Raw genomic sequence first — 19,204 nt, forward strand, 5'->3', positions numbered from 1 at the left:
CAATAAGTCAATATTTAGTGAATTAATGGATTATTCCCATTCTATTGTCGAAGGTGGTTTTGATGATATATCATAGCAAACCCTATTTACGCCCTTTACTTTATTTATTATTTCATTTGAAACTTTTGCCATAAAGTCATAAGGCAGATGTGCCCAGTCTGCTGTCATAGCATCCATACTCGTAACAGCACGTAAAGCTACAGGGTGTTCATAAGTACGTTCATCTCCCATAACTCCTACACTACGAATTGTTGAAAGAAGAACTGTTCCTGCCTGCCAAACTTTATTATATAGAGAATCACCATCCTCACATATATAATTATGCATTTCTTCTATATATATATCGTCTGCATCCTGAAGAATACGAACTTTCTCGCGTGTTATGTCACCAAGTATTCGTACGGCCAAACCTGGTCCCGGAAATGGATGGCGGTTTATAAGACGCTCCGGCATATTAAGTTGATGTCCTACCCTACGGACCTCATCTTTGAACAGCCACTTCAAAGGTTCGCAAAGCTGCAACTTCATTTCTTTTGGCAGTCCTCCTACATTATGATGACTTTTTATAGTCATCCCTGTTATGCTAAGACTTTCTATGCGATCTGGATATATTGTTCCTTGCGCGAGCCATTTTGCATCTTTAATTTTCTTTGCTTCTGCATTAAAAACTTCTACAAAGTCACGACCTATAATCTTACGTTTTTTCTCAGGATCAGTTACTCCTTCAAGGTCTTTAAAGAATTTATCACTCGCATCTACGCCAATCACATTTAATCCTAGGCCGGAATAAGCCTCCATTACCTTAGCAAACTCGTCTTTACGGAGCATTCCATGGTCAACAAATATACATGTTAGGTTTTTACCAATAGCTCTATTCAGTAATGTTGCACAAACAGAAGAATCAACACCGCCACTGAGTCCTAGTATAACGCGATCATTGCCTAGTTGCTGTTTCAGTTCTGAAACTGTAGATTCTACAAAAGAAGCTGCGCTCCATACTTGTTTACTACCACATATATCAACTACAAAATTCTTTAGCAGTTGTGCACCTTGAGTTGTATGAAATACTTCAGGATGGAATTGAACAGCCCAAAGGGGATTTTTGCAGCTTGCATATGCAGCAAACTTTACATCTGCAGTAGATGCTATTATATTACAGTCTTCTGGTATTGCCGTAATAGTATCACCATGGCTCATCCAAACCTGAGAATTTTCTGTAAAGCCTTTAAACAAAGGATTTTCAGCATCAAACTTTTGAAGGTTGGCACGCCCATACTCACGAGTATTTGTTTTTTCAACCTTTCCTCCTCCTGAGTTAGCGATAAACTGCGCGCCATAACATATTCCCAAGACGGGATATTTGCCTACAAACTGAGTTAAATCAACTTTGAAAGCTTCTTTATCATGTACAGAGTAAGGAGAACCACTCAGAATTACCCCTATAACATCTGCATAGTCTTTAGGAAATTTATTATACGGCAAAATCTCGCAGAAGGTATCCAGTTCACGAACTCTTCTTCCTATAAGTTGAGTAGTCTGTGATCCGAAATCAAGAATAATAATCTTCTGTTGCATAAATACTATATTTGATTGTTTATAAATTCTTCAGCTTGTGATAATGTTTCCATTTTTCCAACATCCATTAATTTTAAATCTTCTTTTAAATAACCTTTGATATTTGCTTTTGCACATATATCAAGATAAAAGTCAATTATTCCGAACTTATCTGGAAAATCGTTCATATAACCAAAAAGTTTCGGAGAAAAAAGATGAATACCTGAAAATGCATACTTTTTATATTTTGACGGTTGTAAGTCTGTATAAGGACTTTTAACTTCGCCTGTTTCTATATTTGTCCAGCCAACGAGACGCATGTCTGAATCAAAGAGGAGGTAACGTTTTGTTTTTCTTTTGCTTACCAGTAATGTAGCATCATTATTTAAGTTTGACTCATAAAAGCTTTTCAGATTCACATTACTAAGAATGTCTACATTATGAATCAAGACCGGCGATGTTTTACTTAAAAGGGATGAAGCCTTTTTTATTCCACCACCCGTATCAAGTAGTTTATCTGATTCGTCACTGATAAGAATTTCCACTCCAAAATTATCATTCCTTCTAAGATAATCTATAATCTGGTTTGAAAAATGATGTACATTTACAACAATTTTATCAGTTCCGGCACCTTTCAACTTATTGATGACACGCTCAAGTAATGTTTTATCACCTACACGCACCAATGCCTTAGGGATTTTTTCCGTAAGTGGCTTAAGTCTCGTGCCCAATCCGGCTGCAAAAATCATTGCCTGCATTATTTCTTTGCCTTTAATATTGTTGATATATTCTGTTCACGGTGTACAATACGCACCTCTACTCCAAATTTGTCATTTATATGTTCTGCCAGATGTTGGGCTGAATACACACTACGATGTTGCCCACCAGTACACCCAAAACTAAACATAAGACTGGTAAAGCCTCGCTGTATATATCGACGAACATGAGCATCCGCCAACTTATATACACTATCAAGGAATGTTAGTATTTCACCATCATCCTCCAAAAAACGGATTACCGGTTCGTCAAGTCCTGTTAGTTTTTTATAAGGTTCATACCTACCAGGATTATGTGTACTTCTACAGTCGAATACATATCCACCTCCATTTCCTGAATCATCATCAGGTATACCTCTCCTATAAGAAAAGCTAAACACTTTAACTATAAGTGGACCATTATGATCAAAATTTGAGAATGTAGCTGGCCCATCTTGTGGGCGTGATTTATATAATGGATCCGTTGTTATCTTCAATCCATCAGAACGATTTAATGAAGGCTCTTCTGTTTGAGCAAACTGAGGTAAATCTGTTAACCGTTTCAGCATATTCATCATATACGGATAATGAAAACAATTCAACTTCAGCAATTCTTTAAGATTTTGTATAGCAGGCGGTATACTGTCTATAAAATGTTTTTTATGTTCAAAGTATCCACGAAATCCATAGGCGCCTAAAACTTGTAGCGTTCTGAATAATACAAAAAGATTAAGTCGTTCTACAAAGTGCCTTACAGAAGGGACCTCTGTATAGTTTTTTAAAGAATTATAATATTCATACACCAATTCTCGGCGCAACTTAAAAGAGTAATTAGCAGATGCCTGCCATAAAAAAGAAGCCAGATCATAATAATATGGACCTTTTCTGCCTCCCTGAAAGTCAATAAAATACGGATTGCTTTTTTGATCTAGCATTATATTGCGTGCCTGAAAGTCACGATACATAAAGCTATCCAATTTTTCAGAAGTAAGATCTTTAGCAAAAAGGCGAAAATTCGCCTCTAGTTTTAGTTCATGAAAATCAAGTTCTGTTGCCTTAAGGAAACAATACTTAAAATAATTCAAATCAAAAAGTACATTATCTGAATCGAACTCAGGCTGAGGATAACAATTTGAAAAATCCAATCCTCTGGCACCTCGAAGTTGTATATTTGGTAGTTCCCTTATAGTCTTTACAAGAAGCTCTTTTTCCTTTACATTGTATCTTCCACCTGTATCCCGTCCACCTTTTATTGCATCAAAGAGCGACAAATCGCCTAAATCAGACTGCAGATAACATAATTCATCATCACTTACAGCAAAAATTTGCGGTACTGGAAGTTTACGCTGAGAAAAATGCTGTGCAAGATAAACAAATGCATGATCTTCATCACGACTTGTTCCTATAACGCCAATTATTGAGTTCCCGTCGGTACCTGTAATTCTGTAATACTCACGATTACTTCCTGCGCCTGGAAGTTTCTGCACATTTGCCGGCTCTTCGCCACACCATTTCTTATATAATCCTATAAGCTCTTGCATTTCGTTGCAAAGTTACTGTAAAAATCGTATAAAAGAGACCAAATCACAAAAAAAATCATTTTTCACCATCATTTTCATCTTGTTTTTTTGATATATATTCTTTTAATAACACATCAACTATTACAAGAATAATCATTATACCCATAGACATAAACCATGATTCGGTTATAAACAATAGCCCAGAAGATATTACAAGGCACAAAACTATATATGATGTTATTTTCTTTTTATTCATAATGAGCGCAAAGTTATATAATTTAAAATAAACAACAAAATTATAAAGAAAAAATCGGTTATCTCACGACAACCGATTTCTAAAAAACAAACTACTTAAAAACTAATCTACTAAAACAAATCAAAAAAATATCTTTTTTGGAATTACTCCAATACTTTTTTATCTTCTTACATCGGCAAAGGTAATAAGTTTTGTTATAAGCTCCAAACATTTCATACTATTTTTTAGCATTTTAATAGTAAAAAAAACAAAATTGGGCAGTTTTTTACAAACTACCCAATTTATTTGTTATCTAGACTTTACAACTTACATCATTCCGCCCATACCAGGGTTTCCCATTGGCATCTGAGGCTTATCTTCAGCCTTGTCAACAACCAAACATTCCGTAGTAAGGAACATTCCTGCTATTGATGCAGCATTCTCTAGAGCTACACGAGCAACCTTAGCTGGGTCAATAACTCCGGCTTTGCGCATATCCTCATAAGAATCTGTACGAGCATTGTAACCAAAGTCACCTTTACCTTCACGAACTTTCTGTACTACTACAGCACCTTCACCTCCGGCATTGAAGACAATCTGGCGCAAAGGTTCCTCTATTGCACGCTCAACGATTTTAACGCCTGTCTGCTCATCAGCATTTACGCCCTTTACATCTTTAAGACATTCAAGAGCACGAATATATGTTGTACCACCTCCGGCAACAACACCTTCTTCGATAGCAGCACGTGTTGCACATAATGCATCATCTACACGGTCTTTTTTCTCTTTCATTTCGACTTCACTGTTAGCTCCTACGTATAGTACAGCTACACCGCCAGCCAATTTTGCAAGTCTCTCTTGCAGTTTCTCTTTATCATAGCTACTTGTTGTGTTAGCAATTTCATTTTTAATCTGAGCCACACGCTCATCTATAAGTTTCTTCTCGCCAGCACCATTTACTATAGTTGTATTATCTTTAGTAATTGTAACCTTGTCACATGTTCCAAGCATTTCAAGAGTTGCTTGCTCAAGTTTCAATCCTTTTTCTTCGCTGATAACAAGTCCACCTGTCAAAACTGCTATATCTTCAAGCATTGCCTTACGACGATCGCCGAAGCCTGGAGCTTTAACTGCACAAATCTTAAGATTACTACGGAGACGGTTAACTACCAATGTTGTCAATGCCTCTGAATCAACATCCTCTGCTATTACTAACAATGGGCGTCCGCTCTCAGCTGCAGGCTGAAGAATTGGCAAGAAGTCTTTCAGATTACTAATTTTCTTATCATAGATTAAAATGTAAGGATTTTCCATAACACACTCCATTTTATCAGCGTTTGTTACAAAATATCCACTCAGGTAGCCACGATCAAACTGCATACCTTCAACTACGCCGATGTGCGTATCGCGACTTTTGCTTTCCTCAATAGTGATAACACCATCTTTAGAAACCTTGCGCATTGCATCTGCAAGTAACTTACCTATTTCAGGATCATTATTAGCACTTACTGTAGCTACTTGCTCAATCTTATCGTAATTATCTTCTACTTTCTCTGAGTTATTCTTGATATAGTTTACAACTCCGGCAACTGCTTTATCAATACCTTTTTTCAAATCCAGAGGATTTGCTCCTGCTGTAACATTTTTCAGACCTTCCTGAATAATAGCCTGAGCAAGTATTGTAGCTGTTGTTGTACCATCTCCGGCATCATCACCTGTTTTGCTAGCGACACTTTTAACGAGCTGTGCACCTGTATTTTCAAAACGGTCTTCCAACTCTATTTCTTTTGCTACGGTTACGCCATCCTTTGTTATTTGAGGAGCTCCGAATTTCTTTTCGATAACTACATTACGTCCTTTAGGACCTAAAGTTACCTTAACTGCATTTGCTAATTTATCAACTCCACTTTTCAATGAGTCGCGTGCATCTGTATCAAAAACTATTTCTTTAGCCATAATTGTTTGTCTATTAAAAAATTAATTATTAACTGATTACTTTTCTATTTTTGCCAAAACATCGCTTTGACGCATCATAATATATTTAGTACCTTCGTATTCCAGTTCAGTACCTGAATATTTACCATAAAGTACATCATCACCGTCTTTAAGGATCATATCCTCATCTTTTGTTCCATTACCTGTAGCAACAATTTTTCCGTGTAATGGTTTTTCTTTTGCAGTGTCTGGAATAATGATACCACCTACTTTTTCTTCAGCTGGTGCAGGGAGTACAAGTACTCTGTCTGCTAATGGTTTAATTTTCATAATCTGTTATTTTTTAATTGTTTATATACTGTATTGGAAGCATCTAATGAAATGCTTTCGTGAGATAACATGCGAAAACTGTGCCAAAATTAAAAAATTGCCAATTATGTCAGTGTCATACTGACAAAATTGTCACACAATTAATTGGATAATCAAAGAATATGTATTAATTTTGCAGTCGAATTCAGAAAGATAACATTTAGTGCAAATTAATAAAGTTATAAAGACGATGCAGATACAACAAAATGACATCCACCAGAACCTAAAAGAAATTACTATTTTTTTATCTGAGTATGCAGCTACTCTAATGGCTGTAGGTGTACAGACATCCAGAGTGTGCCGAAATACAGAACGTATTGCGGTATCATTTAATTATCATGCTAATATTCTAATATTCCCAAAGACAATGAGTATAACGCTGCACGACAACCATTGCAACCACTCTTATACATATGTCAAGAGAATGCCTTCTATGCCATTGAATTTCCGTTCAAACATGGAATTGTCAAAATTGTCATGGCGAGCTTTTGATGAGCATCTGTCTATAGACAGACTCTGGAGCGAATACAAAAGAATTATAAGTGAGAAGCGCGAAAGTCCATGGGTTGTACTTATTCTTGTATCGTTCGCAAATGCATGTTTTTGTAGACTTTTTGATGGTAACTTAACATCAATGATTATCGTATGGATTGCTACATTTATAGGATTTTACATTCGCCAACAACTTACGAAAAGAAAATGGAGTGCACTTGCTGTCTTCATTATATGCTCATTCATATCCACCATTATAGGCTCAACAGACTATCTTTTAATACATGGTGGAACTGAAGATATGTCTCTAGGAACGAGTATGCTATACTTAGTGCCTGGCGTACCTTTAATAAACGGTGTAATGGACATTATAGACCATCATGTTCTTAATGGCATCGCACGACTGACAAATGCAGGCATGCTTATAATATGTATCGCTTTAGGACTATCATTAACACTACTCATAACAGGTATAGATGCCACTACTTTCACAAAGGTGATACGTGCCAACATCATACTTGCCAGCATCGCAGATGGTCTATTCGCAGCTGTAGCCGGAATTGGATTTGCTATTATAAGCAATCCTCCACGTAAAGCGCTTTTCATATCAGCACTTCTTGCATGTATTGGCCATGGCATAAGGTATTTTCTTATGCACAACAGCAACATAATGATGGATCAGGCAATGGCCTCTACTATTGCAGCATTCGTAATAGGATTACTCGCGGTACAATTTGGAACACATATACACTGCCCTTCCGAATGTTTTGCGTTCCCATCCTTGCTACCTATGGTACCAGGTATGTTTGCATACAAATCTGTAATAGCACTTATAAATATGGTTCGTACATCTGAGAACTACACAGCCGAATACGTTGATCAGTTTTTCCATTTTGGAATGCTCACTATACTTGTGATGGTCGGCATGGTTGTAGGTTGTGTAATACCTATCTTTATATTTCACAGACAGTCTTTCTCTGTTACTAGAATGAAACAAGTGCGCCCTAATGTAGATTGACTTAATTCCTGATAGCATCAACAAGCCAACTTTATGATAAAACGCATGTGATTTTTGTTATAAAAACAGATTAAATATACTTTATATGATTATTTTTAGTATTTTTGCAGCAAACTTTAATGATCATATGAAAGCTATATTCCATAAGTTTTTTATTCTGTTTTTATCATGTTTTTCATGCATACAGGTTAATGCTTCTGTCTCTTATGAAAGCAGACTAATATCCACGGCAGACGGACTTACTTGTAATACAATAAACGACATGATTCAGGATGATTATGGGTATATGTGGATTGGTACATCTAATGGTCTGTGTCGCTATGACGGTTACTCTTTTGTAAATTTTCATAAACTTGGCAGTAAGGCCGTTGAAAATACTGACCCTCATGTGGCATTGCTTTTCAATGATAACAAGAATAAACTTTTATGGATCTATACTTCCAAGCATTCGCTTGCCTGTTACAATCTTAGGAAAGCTAAATTCGTTGATTACACAGGATGCGGTGATGAAGAAAGGGAATTCAAAAACAGATATTTATCGCCTAACGGTATGTGGCTATATGATGATTGCTTCGGAGCCAGATGCATAAGTGGCAATAATGGTATTCTTACAAAGAAAGACTACACAAAAGAAAATCATCAGCTACCGACCAACAAGATACATACTATTAGAGAAGACTTTAATAATAATGTATGGTTCTTTACTGATAAAGGAGCAATATTGCTAGACAAAAGAGGCAAAGAAAAGATTTTTCTTAAGGGACATGATATAATAGCCAACAGGATTCAGGACAAATATATTCTTTTTATTACAGCTGATAATAATGCATATGTCTACGATAACAAATACCGACTTATTAGACACGGCATTTTACCATCTATGATGGGGCACATAAATAAAATCACAAGTAATATAATATGGCAAAACAAATGGTTCATATTCACTGATAGCGAAACTTTCGCGATGGATCTCAAAACTGGTGTATTTTATAAACCATTTGACATTCAAATAAAAAATGGAAGAGAGAGGTGGGCCGCTACCGGATATTATTTTATATCTGACGACAATGGCAATCTGACAATTTTCCCTAATAAAGGTTCCGCAAGGAAATTCAACCTAATACCAAACATCAAGTATACAAAAGCAAGAGACGGAATGTTCAACATTGTAAAAGATCAATATGGGATTCTGTATATTGCTACTTACGGAAACGGTCTTTTTATTTTCAATCCAAAAGACGGAACGATGGTTCATCACACACCTAGTGATGCAAGACCATTAATTTATTCCAACTTTTTACTAGATATAATGATCGACCGTAGTGGATGCATTTGGGTTAGTACAGAAACAGCAGGCTTATCATGCATAAATTCTGTGGGTAGTGCGACTGCCAATTTCATTTATCCAGAATCAAAACATAAAGACGACTGGGCTAATTACGTACGCCATATATATAAAAAAGACGATGAAAATATAATAATAAGTACAAAAGAGAATAAATTGTATGATTATAACACAAACAATAGATCCATTACACTCCAAAAAGAGATGGATGCATGTGTATATGCCTACTTTAAAGACAGTAAAGGGCACACTTGGATAGGCACACGAGGAGGCGGACTATATGTTGATGGTATAAAATATTCTAAAAATGACAGTAAATATAACGTGCCTGTTAACGACTTCTATGATATCGGAGAGGATTGTTATGGGCGTATATGGATAGCTACATGGGACGGCGGGTTACTTATGACTAAATATTCGCCTAACAAGCCTTTAAAATTCAATCAATATCTAAATCGCAGCTTTAAGGAAAGGAGAATACACAATCTTGAATTTGGCAAAAATGGAGAATTATGGATTGCGACAAACAACGGTCTGTACTATATAGATAGCCATAAACGCAATATAACAGATAAATCATTCATCTGCTATAATACTGCAAATCATATGTTGCCTAATGATGAGATAATCAGTCTTGAGCATACTACTAAAGGGGTTTTATGGATTGGTGCACTTGGTTCAGGTGCCGTTGAATGTAAATTTTCACCGGATCACAAGTCATTAAAGTATCATGCGATAACTACAAGTGAAGGGTTGGTAAACAACAATGTTAACTCTATAATAGAAGACAACAACGGCGACATCTGGGCTGGAACAGAAGGAGGAATATCACGTATTAATGGTCACGACTTCAGTATTAAAACATATCAGTTCAGTAATGTTCTGCAAGGCAATGTATATAGCGAAGACTGTGCTGTAAAATTAAAAGATGGACGCCTTCTGTTCGGAACCAACTACGGACTTACTGCAATTACACCAGAAAAAGAAATGCAGATGCACAAGGCCTCTAACATAAAGGCATGTATTACTGATGTGAAAGTAAACGGGAAATCTCTATATGACAAAGAAGCTGGCAACGAAGAATTGGATATGGCCCTTAATTATATGAAATGCATCTCTCTTAACCATAAAGAGAACACTATCGAGATCAGTTTTTCAAATTTCAACTACAACAGTATAAAGACATCATTGTATCAATATTATCTGGAAGGACTATCCAGTGACTGGCATTCTTCAACAACTACGAATAAGGTGAACTATAACAATCTTGCTCCCGGCCATTATATATTCCATTTACGAACGCTGAACGGTAGCAATAAATGGAGTGACGAAACCACTTTGGATATAAATATTGAAGAACCATGGTACAATACATGGATGGCATGGGCTGTTTATATACTGATTGCATATGCAATTGGATATTATATATATAAAGGATGGAAAGAAAGATTCCGTCTTCATCAACAGCTACAGATCGACCAGCAACTTACCGAGTTTAGGTTAAATTTCTTTACACATATAGCACATGAATTCCGTACACCACTTGCGGTTATACAAGGAGCAGTTGATAAACTTAGTAATTCTGAAGGACGCAATACATCAAAGAGTGCAATACAAACTGCCAACAGAGGTACAAAAAGGCTTTTGCGCCTAGTAAATCAACTCATGGAATTCCGCAAAGTCAGCACCGAAAATATAAAATTGAATGTAGAACATGCCGATTTGATATCATTTGTCAGAGACATATATCAAGACTTTTGGCCTATTACCAGGCAGAAAGACATATCAATAACATTTACTCCTTTTGACAAAAAATATGAAATGTTATTTGATAAACATGTAGTAGAATTAATCGTCTATAATATTATTAGCAATGCCGTAAAATATACTCCTACAAAAGGAAAGGTAAGCATTAAGATTATAAAAGATCAACAATACCATAAAATATGCATTATATGCGAAGACAATGGACCAGGAATAAGTGAAGAACAAATGCAGAACTTATTCCAGCCATTTATGCATGGATATGTTTCAAATGGAGGAATGGGCATAGGATTATATACCGCACACAATATGGCTAAGGCGCATAAGGGGGCACTAACATATAATAGAGTTGATGCAAAAGGCGGATCCATCTTCACATTTATTTTCCCGGACGATGATAACGTATACAGCCCGGAAGAATATAAGAGCGACCTAGCTGTTGAAACCAAAGACGTATTGGATGAAAATGCTAATATTGAAATACGAGAGATGCTCCCAGCATCAATAAACGACTATACTGTAGCAGTTATTGAAGACGATCCGGACATGATGGAGCAAATAAAGAATGAACTGAGTGTATATTTCAATGTAGAAGGATATATGAACGGCCAATTCGGCTGCGAAGGTGTATTAAAGACTCACCCTGTTTTGCTTATCTGCGATGTAATGCTACCTGATATGAGCGGTTACGAAATCGTTAAGAAGATCAAGCAAGATAAGGATGCCTGTCATATACCCGTAATAATGCTTACAGCCTTAGATGATGAGAACCATCAGATTAAAGGATACGAGGCCGGTGCAGACGACTATATGGTCAAACCATGTAACTTCCGTATTCTTATTGTCAGAGCCATACAACTCATAAAATGGTCTATCAGATTAGAGTCTGAAAAGACCAGCAACATCGGCGACTCGAATGATTTAGCACCTGCTGCTCATTTGACATCAGATTCTATTCTCACTAATAAGGCAGACAAAGTATTTAAGGAGAAAGTGCAGCATATAATATCACAACATATAGAAGATACCGATTTTAATGTTGATGTATTGGCATCAATGATGAATATGGGTCGTACCAAATTTTATGGCAAGATGCGTGAATTGACAGGCATTTCCCCAAATAAGTACTTATCTAATGAACGTATGCGCATTGCTGCAGAGCTCTTGATTGAAAACGAATTGTCTATATCTGAAATTAGTTATAAAGTAGGAATACAAGATGCATCATATTTCAACAAATGTTTCAAAGCAAAATATGGTGTTGTACCTAGTAAATATGGTAAAAAATAAAAACTATTAATAAAATTAAAGCAAGTCTGATATTTATTCAGACTTGCTTTAATTTTATTAATTATGTTTTTATTCAGACATCATTGTTATCTCAATGCGATTATTTTGATTAAGAATCATTTGTGCAAAATCTCTTATCTTTTGAGTTGTTAATCCATTCACTCTCTTTAGGTAGTCTGCATCAAAGTCAACCTTATTTACTAGTTCATTATAAGCCACATAATACCAGTAACTGTTGGTATTCACAACTTGTCCATACGTTTTGTATTCATACTCTTTTACCTTATTAAGATCTTCTTCACTAGGTCCGTTCTTTGCAACCTTGCTTAGTTGCTCATATATAATAGGAATCAACATCTTATATTTTTCAGGATCCGTGCGGAATTTAATTTTCATCAAAGCCTCAGCGTAAGGGAATCTTTCCAGTTCACCGTCAACACTAACTCCGTATGTCCCGCCTTTCTCTTCACGAACTTTATCAGTATACATCATTCGTAGAATCTGGCTCAACACATCTATATTTAAATCATTTTCTGCATTGTATTCCATTTTAGCTTTTAAGAATATACTAGTCAATGACGACGGAGTTGCCTGAGTTTTCTTGAACAGATGAGTTTCATTAGTATCTCTAATAGACACATGGTTGTCTTTAATCTGTTCATTGCTGTTATTATGTGGCAGGCTTGCCAGATAACGGCATATTAAAGGACGTATTTTGTCCATGTCAATGTTTCCTGTCATTATTACAGAGAAATCAGAAGCATCTGCAAAACGTTCCCTATATATCTGCATTATTCTATCATAGTTAACACTCGAGAGAGTCTCCTTTTTTATTGGCGCCATTCTTGGATTATTGCCATATAGTATTGATACAATAGAGTCATTGTATGATACATTCGGGTTTGCATCACGATTTGTAAGGAAAGCACTCTGTTTATTCATAAGACTTTTGAAAGCCTCAACATCTTTACGCGGTGATGTAAAATACAAATAAGTAAGTTCAAAGAGTTCTTTCATATTTTTAGTATTACTAGAACCTTTTATCCCTTCAGTTTCATCAGTAATATAGGGAGCAATATTAACTGTTTTTCCATCTAGCATCTTGTCCAATGCAGTTGCATCAAAGTTCCCTATTCCACTCTCATTTATACATGCAGACAGATAATTCATATTAGGCATATCAGTATTAGGATATAAAGATTTTCCACCAAGACTAAAAGCCGAAATATTGACTTCGTCCCCTTCGAAATTTGTTGGGCGTATATATACTTTCATACCATTTGATAGCGTAAGCATTCTGAAACCATGTTTCCACTCTTTTTCTGATATGATAGTTCCTGCTTTCGGTTTTTTTGATATTAAATCATTCGGAATTTTTTTATCTGTATAAGAGACATATTTTTTGTTTCTCGCCTTATATATAGATGAAATAATTTCATTTTTTGAAGGCATTACAAAATCATCTTTATCAGGACCGTAAATAGTAACGACCTCATTCTTATTTGTAATAATTTCGCGTACTGTTGTATTTATATCCTTTAGAGTTATTTGCAAATTTAGTTTCTTTACCTCATTCAATTCCTCTTCAGCAGACATAATTGGTTCTCCATCAAGAAAATTACGGAGACATAACCTTACATAATGCGAATTACGCTCTTTCTCACGATCATTGAATGAATTTTCAGCCCATCTTAGTTGTTCAGACTTAGCCCTGTCCAACTCCGACTGTGTAAATCCATTGTTTCGTGCCCGTTGCATCTCAACTACAAGAGCAGAGATTCCATCTTGTACACTATCTTGTTTACACATCATAGAACTGCAGAAAGCATCTTTTGTATTCGACAAGAAAAAAGCGCCATCCCTTACAGATGCAGAAAGGAATGGAGGATTTGCTTGTTTTACGATTTCCTTTAGCCTGTCATTAAGCATCTTTATGATAATTTGAGACTTATATCCATCGGCATAATATGATTTTGTATTGCGCTCTGTTCTTGGCGTAGCATCGCGTTTCATATACATACTGAAATTCACAGTTGGCTGCTCTTTATCCTTTGCTGTAAATACCACTATAGAATCGTTGTCCACAACAGGATAATATATACGTTCAGCAGGATTTATTGGTGCTGGTATATTACCAAACACATCCTTTACTTTCTGTTCCATTTTATCCACGTCAATGTCACCTACTATTATTATAGCCTGCAAATCAGAGCGATACCATTTTGCATAATAGTCACGAAGGTCCTTGTATGGAAAATGGTCTACAATATCCATATTACCTATCGGAAGGCAATCCTCATATTTTGATCCCTTATAGATTACGGGTATAGCATCTTCCATCAGGCGCTGTACAGCCATACCTGCACGACGTGTTCTCCATTCCTCATGAATCACTCCACGTTCCTTATCTATTTCCTTATCAGAAAGCAACAGAAAATGACTCCAGTCATGAAGTATAAGCAAACACGAATCTACTACATTTTCTCTTTTCACAGGTGCTGATGATATATTATAAACCGTTTCATCAACACTTGTATATGCATTCAAGTTCTGTCCGAATTTAATGCCAACACTCTCACACCATTTTACAATGCCAGGATGAATACTGTCACCAGGAAAATTCATAGTACCGTTAAATGCCATATGCTCCAGAAAATGAGCTAACCCACGTTGTTGCTTTTCCTCCAATATAGACCCAACACGCTGGGCAATATAGAAATCCGCGACCTGCGGCATTTTTGCATTATGCCTTATATAATATGTAAGTCCGTTAGGCAGTTTCCCTTGCCTTATACTAGAATCAAAAGGCAATAATGCCTGAGCCCGTGATAATACGGCAAAAGCGAACAGTAATACTGTTAATAGTTTTCTTTTCATAAATTATTATTTAAATAATGTTGGTATCGCATCCGATTCAAAATCATCAGTCGAATTGTTTGTATCTATATATTTATTTCCTTCTTTTTTACGTACTACAGCTTTTTTATACCTTGTTTTATCAGCTTCCACGCTTCCGCAATGAGCCCAACCTGCATCAAGTGACGCAGAAGTTACATTCCACTGATACGATGATGCTATACTTAGATTAACAGCATCAATAATCCATGAATTAGGCAGTTTGTATCCTGAGTTACTCATTGTATATGAGTTTCCTCCTGATGATATCACATAGTTATATTTATAAAAATAGTTCCGTAAAAATGTTTCCTTATCCGTTTCAGGTTTTGCTATGGCATAAGATCTTAATCCGCGATTATTAAGAGTGAAATAAGTATATGAATAATCATACCAGTTGATTAGGTTTTCAACATTCGGATTATCATCGTCTGAAAATTTCGGATTGGATGACACATCATAGAATTCAAAATCTGCAGAACTCAAGTCTATTGAATTTGAATTAATCTCCTTATGATTCTTTGCATTAAGTGCAAGTACGATCTCTTTCCCAGGTGCCACAGGATGTTGTTTTCCATTTCCAGGTATCACATATATTGCATCAATAGTCATTGCCTGATTCATAATATCAGGTTTATAGTCATACTTTAATACTGTTGCGAAGGAAGACTCTACAAATGCGAGCCCGTCAGCATATAATACTGAATCACTGTTATTTGCAATCTTTATGTATTGATCATCGCTGTATTGTTTACCCTCAGGTGTGAGTGTACCGGTAAAGAATATCTCCGAGATGACAAATCCATCCTGTGCATTATAAGTATTTAATGCTACTGTCTTGCCCGCAACTGTACCGCCGGTTGTTGGTAAACTAACAGTCACATTACTTTCGCTGGCCTTTACCGTACTTTTCACCAGTGTTGTATCAAGACTATAAGAAATGTCGCCCTTCACATCTAAAGAATATACTCCTGCCGGAACCTCTGTAGTATCCACATACTGTGTACCGCTTTTTCTGAAGTTCGTTGCTGTATAAGTCATTTTTGTTTGTACATTCGTCAGCGTTGCTGTTGCGCCAGTAAGAGACGGTTCATTAATGTTCAGAGGCATATCCAATGCCACAGCGAATTTTACATTTTTTGTTTGATCATCTTCGTTACCATTGTCTTTACATGAAATTAAAGCATAACTAGTAACGAACAATCCAATTAAAGCCATCAATAATTTAGCTTTTCTCATAATTTATTGTTTTAAGTTTATAAAATTGTATTCATCAAAATAATGTTGGTTTCATATCAGCATCAAAATCATTAGTAGAGTTATTAGTATCAATATATCTATTCCCTGATTTTTTTCTTACCACAGCTTTCCCATACCTTGTCTTATCTCCGTCAACACTACCACAATGTGTCCAACCCACATCAAGGGATACTGATGTAACTATCCATTGATATGAATCTGCTACGCTGAGATTAACAGCGTCAACTACCCATGCATTAGGCAGTTTATACCCTTCTCCATCCATATCAAAAGAGTATTCACCATAGTTTAACAGATAAGTATACTTGTATTTATAATTATTTAAAAATGTCTTCATATCCACATCAGGCCTTACTATCGCATAAGATTTAAAACCACGATTATGCAACATTTGCAATTGGTTATCTGATATCCAATTAATTAAATTTGGCACATTAGGATTATCATCATCAGAATAATTTGGATTAGATGACAAATCACAAAATTCAAAATCTGCAGAACTCAAGTCTATTGAGTTTGAATTTATCTCTTTATGATTTTTCGCATCAAAAGCAATAACTATTTCTTTTCCGGGTTTTACAGGATGCTCTTTACCTTTTCCCAGTATTACATATAAGGCATCTATTGTCATAGCTTGATTCATAATATCAGGAGTATAATCTTCTTTTTCTACTGTCAGAAATGAAGACTCCACAAATGCGAGTCCGTCTGCATATAATACAGAATCACTGTTATTTGCGATCTTTATGTATTGATCCTCGCTGTATTGTTTACCCTCAGGTGTGAGTGTACCGGTAAAGAATATCTCTGAGATGACAAATCCATCCTGTGCATTATAAGTATTTAATGCTATTGTCTTGCCTGCAACTGTACTACTGTTTGCAGATGCACTTACAGCCACATTACTTTCGTTTGCCTTTACTGTACTTTTCACTAAGGTTGTATCTAGACTATAAGAAATGTCGCCCTTCACATCTAAAGAATATATTCCTGCTGAGATCTCTGTAGTATCCACATACTGTGTACCACTTTTTCTAAAGTTCGTTGCTGTATAAGTCATTTTAGTTTGAACATTCGTCAACGTTGCTGTTGCTTCATTAAGAGATGGTTCATTAACATTCAATGGCATATCTAATGACAAAGCGAATTTCACACTCTGAATTGAATTTTCTTCGTTATTGTCCTTGCATGAAGCCAAAGTAATACATATAGCAATTACTAATAACATCAGCCTAAATAATTTTTCTTTATTCATTTTGTTTTTATAATTTAAAATGTTATACCCATTGATAAATATAATTTATATCCATTGTTATTGCTAGTCATGATTCCTCCACCTAATTCCACAAACATTCCATACTGTTTCCATAACTGTGGATTATAATCCATCCTTATACTAGCATAAGTTGTTAAATAATTATCAGTACAATTTACATAAGTGTATTCCATAAGATTAGTATTGGCATAATCCATAGTAGCATAAGGCATGCTCATATTTTTTCTTACATTGATATAGTATGAAGATGACACATTACAATTCACAATTATGTCATTGCTTATATCTTTTATCATTTGAGCTGATATATTCCCATGAACTTTTGAGAATGACATGCTACGCACAGGATATACATATTTTGAACCATAATCCATGTATCCCAATTTACCTATTACGTTCCACGATGAAAGACCTTTGATGTTCAAAGCACCACCCATATAATAGTCAGCATTATGATTACGATACATAGTCATATCTGTTATTACAGCATACTCTGTTGAAGAAGAACTGCCTGCTACATGCTCATCTCCCGTTCTTTTCTCATAATTTATTCCGGCAAAGCCACTCCATCCTACTCCTGAGATATGCTTCCAACCTAATTCGCACGTATAATGATATAGATATAATGTAGTTACAGGCAAAGAATTTAAATTAGGCAGTATTCGCCTGTATGGAGTATAATCGTATGTTGCTGATATATACACTCCCTCATCATCTATAGGTCTTAAATTAATATCAGTTGAGATACCTGTTGCTTTATAATAAGCAGAAGTATTGCTACCAGAAAAACGTTTATAATCCATGCCCAATCCAACCATCTGATATTCAGGTATAACACCTTGTTCTCTAAAAAAAGAGACACTATTTGTCTGTTTATAAAAGAGTCCTCCCAATCCCGCTCCGATAATATATTTACGATAGTCATACGAAATGCCCAAACGTAGAGATAAGTCTGTCACTATACCGCGAGGTCTTGGGTCTGTAGTGCGGTATTCATGTTCAGCCCTGAATTTCATGTATTGTCCTATTGTAAATTTGCCTGTTTTTATTGCATATCCACCGGCGAAGGTATACCGTTCATTATTAAGGTTTCCTCCTAGTGTATCACCCATTACATAAGGATATAATAATGCATAGTCTGTAGTAGAATTCCACTTTATGTTATATTTTTTCCCACTCCTGTACGAAGCCTCTCCCCAAACGATACTACTTTTACTTAGTTTTACATAAGAATTCACTTCAATACCAATATCCGAATGCCCATCACCCAATTGATAAAATATCGGTCTGTCAGTTCTTTCGTTATCAGAGTAAGCGTACATCTCAGAGTATTGATACTTATATGTCCCATACATGAATGCCGGGTTAACTCTGTTAGCTGTCAGTACTCCGTTAAATATTGAATAATGCTCTTTTACTGATGCAGTATCTTCTGTACTGGCAATTATATTGATACTATTGCCCAAGAGTAGCAATGCTAATATGATATATTTCAT

12 protein-coding genes are annotated in these 19,204 nt (G+C 35.7%); 2 read left to right on the plus strand and 10 right to left on the minus strand.

The window, feature by feature from the left end; translation table 11 throughout:
* Positions 1-30: 30 nt before the first annotated feature.
* The 6 genes from guaA to XYLOR_RS06635 all read right to left on the minus strand — a co-directional run bounded on the left by guaA (position 31) and on the right by XYLOR_RS06635 (position 6,329).
* Positions 31-1,575, minus strand: coding sequence for a glutamine-hydrolyzing GMP synthase (gene guaA / locus XYLOR_RS06610; protein WP_036877955.1), 1,545 nt, complete (start codon positions 1,573-1,575; stop codon positions 31-33).
* A gap of 5 nt (positions 1,576-1,580) precedes the next feature.
* Positions 1,581-2,315, minus strand: coding sequence for a nucleotidyltransferase family protein (locus tag XYLOR_RS06615; RefSeq protein ID WP_036877959.1), 735 nt, complete (start codon positions 2,313-2,315; stop codon positions 1,581-1,583).
* Complete coding sequence (locus tag XYLOR_RS06620; protein ID WP_036877961.1) at positions 2,312-3,850, minus strand: RapZ C-terminal domain-containing protein; 1,539 nt, start codon at positions 3,848-3,850, stop codon at positions 2,312-2,314. The genes XYLOR_RS06615 and XYLOR_RS06620 overlap by 4 nt, the downstream gene beginning before the upstream one ends.
* A 55-nt stretch (positions 3,851-3,905) precedes the next feature.
* Positions 3,906-4,085, minus strand: coding sequence for a hypothetical protein (locus tag XYLOR_RS13920; protein WP_036877963.1), 180 nt, complete (start codon positions 4,083-4,085; stop codon positions 3,906-3,908).
* Between the two features lie 306 nt (positions 4,086-4,391).
* Positions 4,392-6,020: a chaperonin GroEL gene (gene groL, locus XYLOR_RS06630; protein ID WP_036877965.1), complete on the minus strand. Its 1,629-nt coding sequence runs from the start codon at positions 6,018-6,020 to the stop codon at positions 4,392-4,394.
* A gap of 36 nt (positions 6,021-6,056) precedes the next feature.
* Positions 6,057-6,329, minus strand: a complete 273-nt coding sequence (locus tag XYLOR_RS06635) for a co-chaperone GroES (RefSeq protein WP_036877966.1) — start codon at positions 6,327-6,329, stop codon at positions 6,057-6,059.
* A 229-nt stretch (positions 6,330-6,558) separates the two neighbouring features.
* Here XYLOR_RS06635 and XYLOR_RS06640 point away from each other — a divergent pair, with 229 nt between their 5' ends.
* Together XYLOR_RS06640 and XYLOR_RS06645 are read left to right on the plus strand one after the other, a co-directional pair.
* Entirely contained in the window at positions 6,559-7,878 is a 1,320-nt protein-coding gene (locus XYLOR_RS06640) for a threonine/serine exporter family protein (protein ID WP_036880835.1), read from the plus strand.
* Positions 7,879-7,963: 85 nt separating this feature from the next.
* Complete coding sequence (locus tag XYLOR_RS06645; protein WP_084608543.1) at positions 7,964-12,277, plus strand: hybrid sensor histidine kinase/response regulator transcription factor; 4,314 nt, start codon at positions 7,964-7,966, stop codon at positions 12,275-12,277.
* A 69-nt stretch (positions 12,278-12,346) separates the two neighbouring features.
* On the opposite strand, the gene XYLOR_RS06650 is transcribed toward XYLOR_RS06645, so the two are convergent.
* The 4 genes from XYLOR_RS06650 to XYLOR_RS06665 are packed head-to-tail and all read right to left on the minus strand — an operon-like array spanning position 12,347 to position 19,204.
* The gene (locus XYLOR_RS06650; RefSeq protein ID WP_036877967.1) at positions 12,347-15,154 is read right to left on the minus strand and encodes a M16 family metallopeptidase; all 2,808 of its coding nucleotides are present in this window, start codon (positions 15,152-15,154) and stop codon (positions 12,347-12,349) included.
* A gap of 6 nt (positions 15,155-15,160) precedes the next feature.
* Positions 15,161-16,411 carry a DUF4876 domain-containing protein gene (locus XYLOR_RS06655; RefSeq protein ID WP_036877969.1) on the minus strand — a complete coding sequence of 417 codons (1,251 nt, stop codon included), beginning with the start codon at positions 16,409-16,411 and terminating at the stop codon, positions 15,161-15,163.
* 34 nt (positions 16,412-16,445) lie between these two features.
* Positions 16,446-17,687 (minus strand): DUF4876 domain-containing protein, encoded by a 1,242-nt coding sequence (locus tag XYLOR_RS06660; RefSeq protein ID WP_036877971.1) that lies wholly within the window; start codon positions 17,685-17,687, stop codon positions 16,446-16,448.
* Positions 17,688-17,701: 14 nt separating this feature from the next.
* Positions 17,702-19,204, minus strand: coding sequence for a DUF6850 family outer membrane beta-barrel protein (locus tag XYLOR_RS06665; RefSeq protein WP_154655686.1), 1,503 nt, complete (start codon positions 19,202-19,204; stop codon positions 17,702-17,704).

This window comes from Xylanibacter oryzae DSM 17970 (genome assembly GCF_000585355.1).
Taxonomy (GTDB): Bacteria; Bacteroidota; Bacteroidia; order Bacteroidales; family Bacteroidaceae; genus Prevotella; species Prevotella oryzae.

What these genes read in the sequence shown, in the direction of transcription:
- XYLOR_RS06650 (WP_036877967.1), bottom strand. Translation starts at nt 15,154, where the DNA reads ATGAAAAGAAAACTATTAACAGTATTACTGTTCGCTTTTGCCGTATTA.
- XYLOR_RS06665 (WP_154655686.1), bottom strand. Translation starts at nt 19,204, where the DNA reads ATGAAATATATCATATTAGCATTGCTACTCTTGGGCAATAGTATCAAT.
- XYLOR_RS06640 (WP_036880835.1), top strand. Translation starts at nt 6,559, where the DNA reads ATGCAGATACAACAAAATGACATCCACCAGAACCTAAAAGAAATTACT.
- XYLOR_RS06645 (WP_084608543.1), top strand. Translation starts at nt 7,964, where the DNA reads ATGATTATTTTTAGTATTTTTGCAGCAAACTTTAATGATCATATGAAA.
- XYLOR_RS13920 (WP_036877963.1), bottom strand. Translation starts at nt 4,085, where the DNA reads ATGAATAAAAAGAAAATAACATCATATATAGTTTTGTGCCTTGTAATA.
- groL (WP_036877965.1), bottom strand. Translation starts at nt 6,020, where the DNA reads ATGGCTAAAGAAATAGTTTTTGATACAGATGCACGCGACTCATTGAAA.
- XYLOR_RS06660 (WP_036877971.1), bottom strand. Translation starts at nt 17,687, where the DNA reads ATGAATAAAGAAAAATTATTTAGGCTGATGTTATTAGTAATTGCTATA.
- XYLOR_RS06620 (WP_036877961.1), bottom strand. Translation starts at nt 3,850, where the DNA reads ATGCAAGAGCTTATAGGATTATATAAGAAATGGTGTGGCGAAGAGCCG.
- XYLOR_RS06655 (WP_036877969.1), bottom strand. Translation starts at nt 16,411, where the DNA reads ATGAGAAAAGCTAAATTATTGATGGCTTTAATTGGATTGTTCGTTACT.
- guaA (WP_036877955.1), bottom strand. Translation starts at nt 1,575, where the DNA reads ATGCAACAGAAGATTATTATTCTTGATTTCGGATCACAGACTACTCAA.
- XYLOR_RS06635 (WP_036877966.1), bottom strand. Translation starts at nt 6,329, where the DNA reads ATGAAAATTAAACCATTAGCAGACAGAGTACTTGTACTCCCTGCACCA.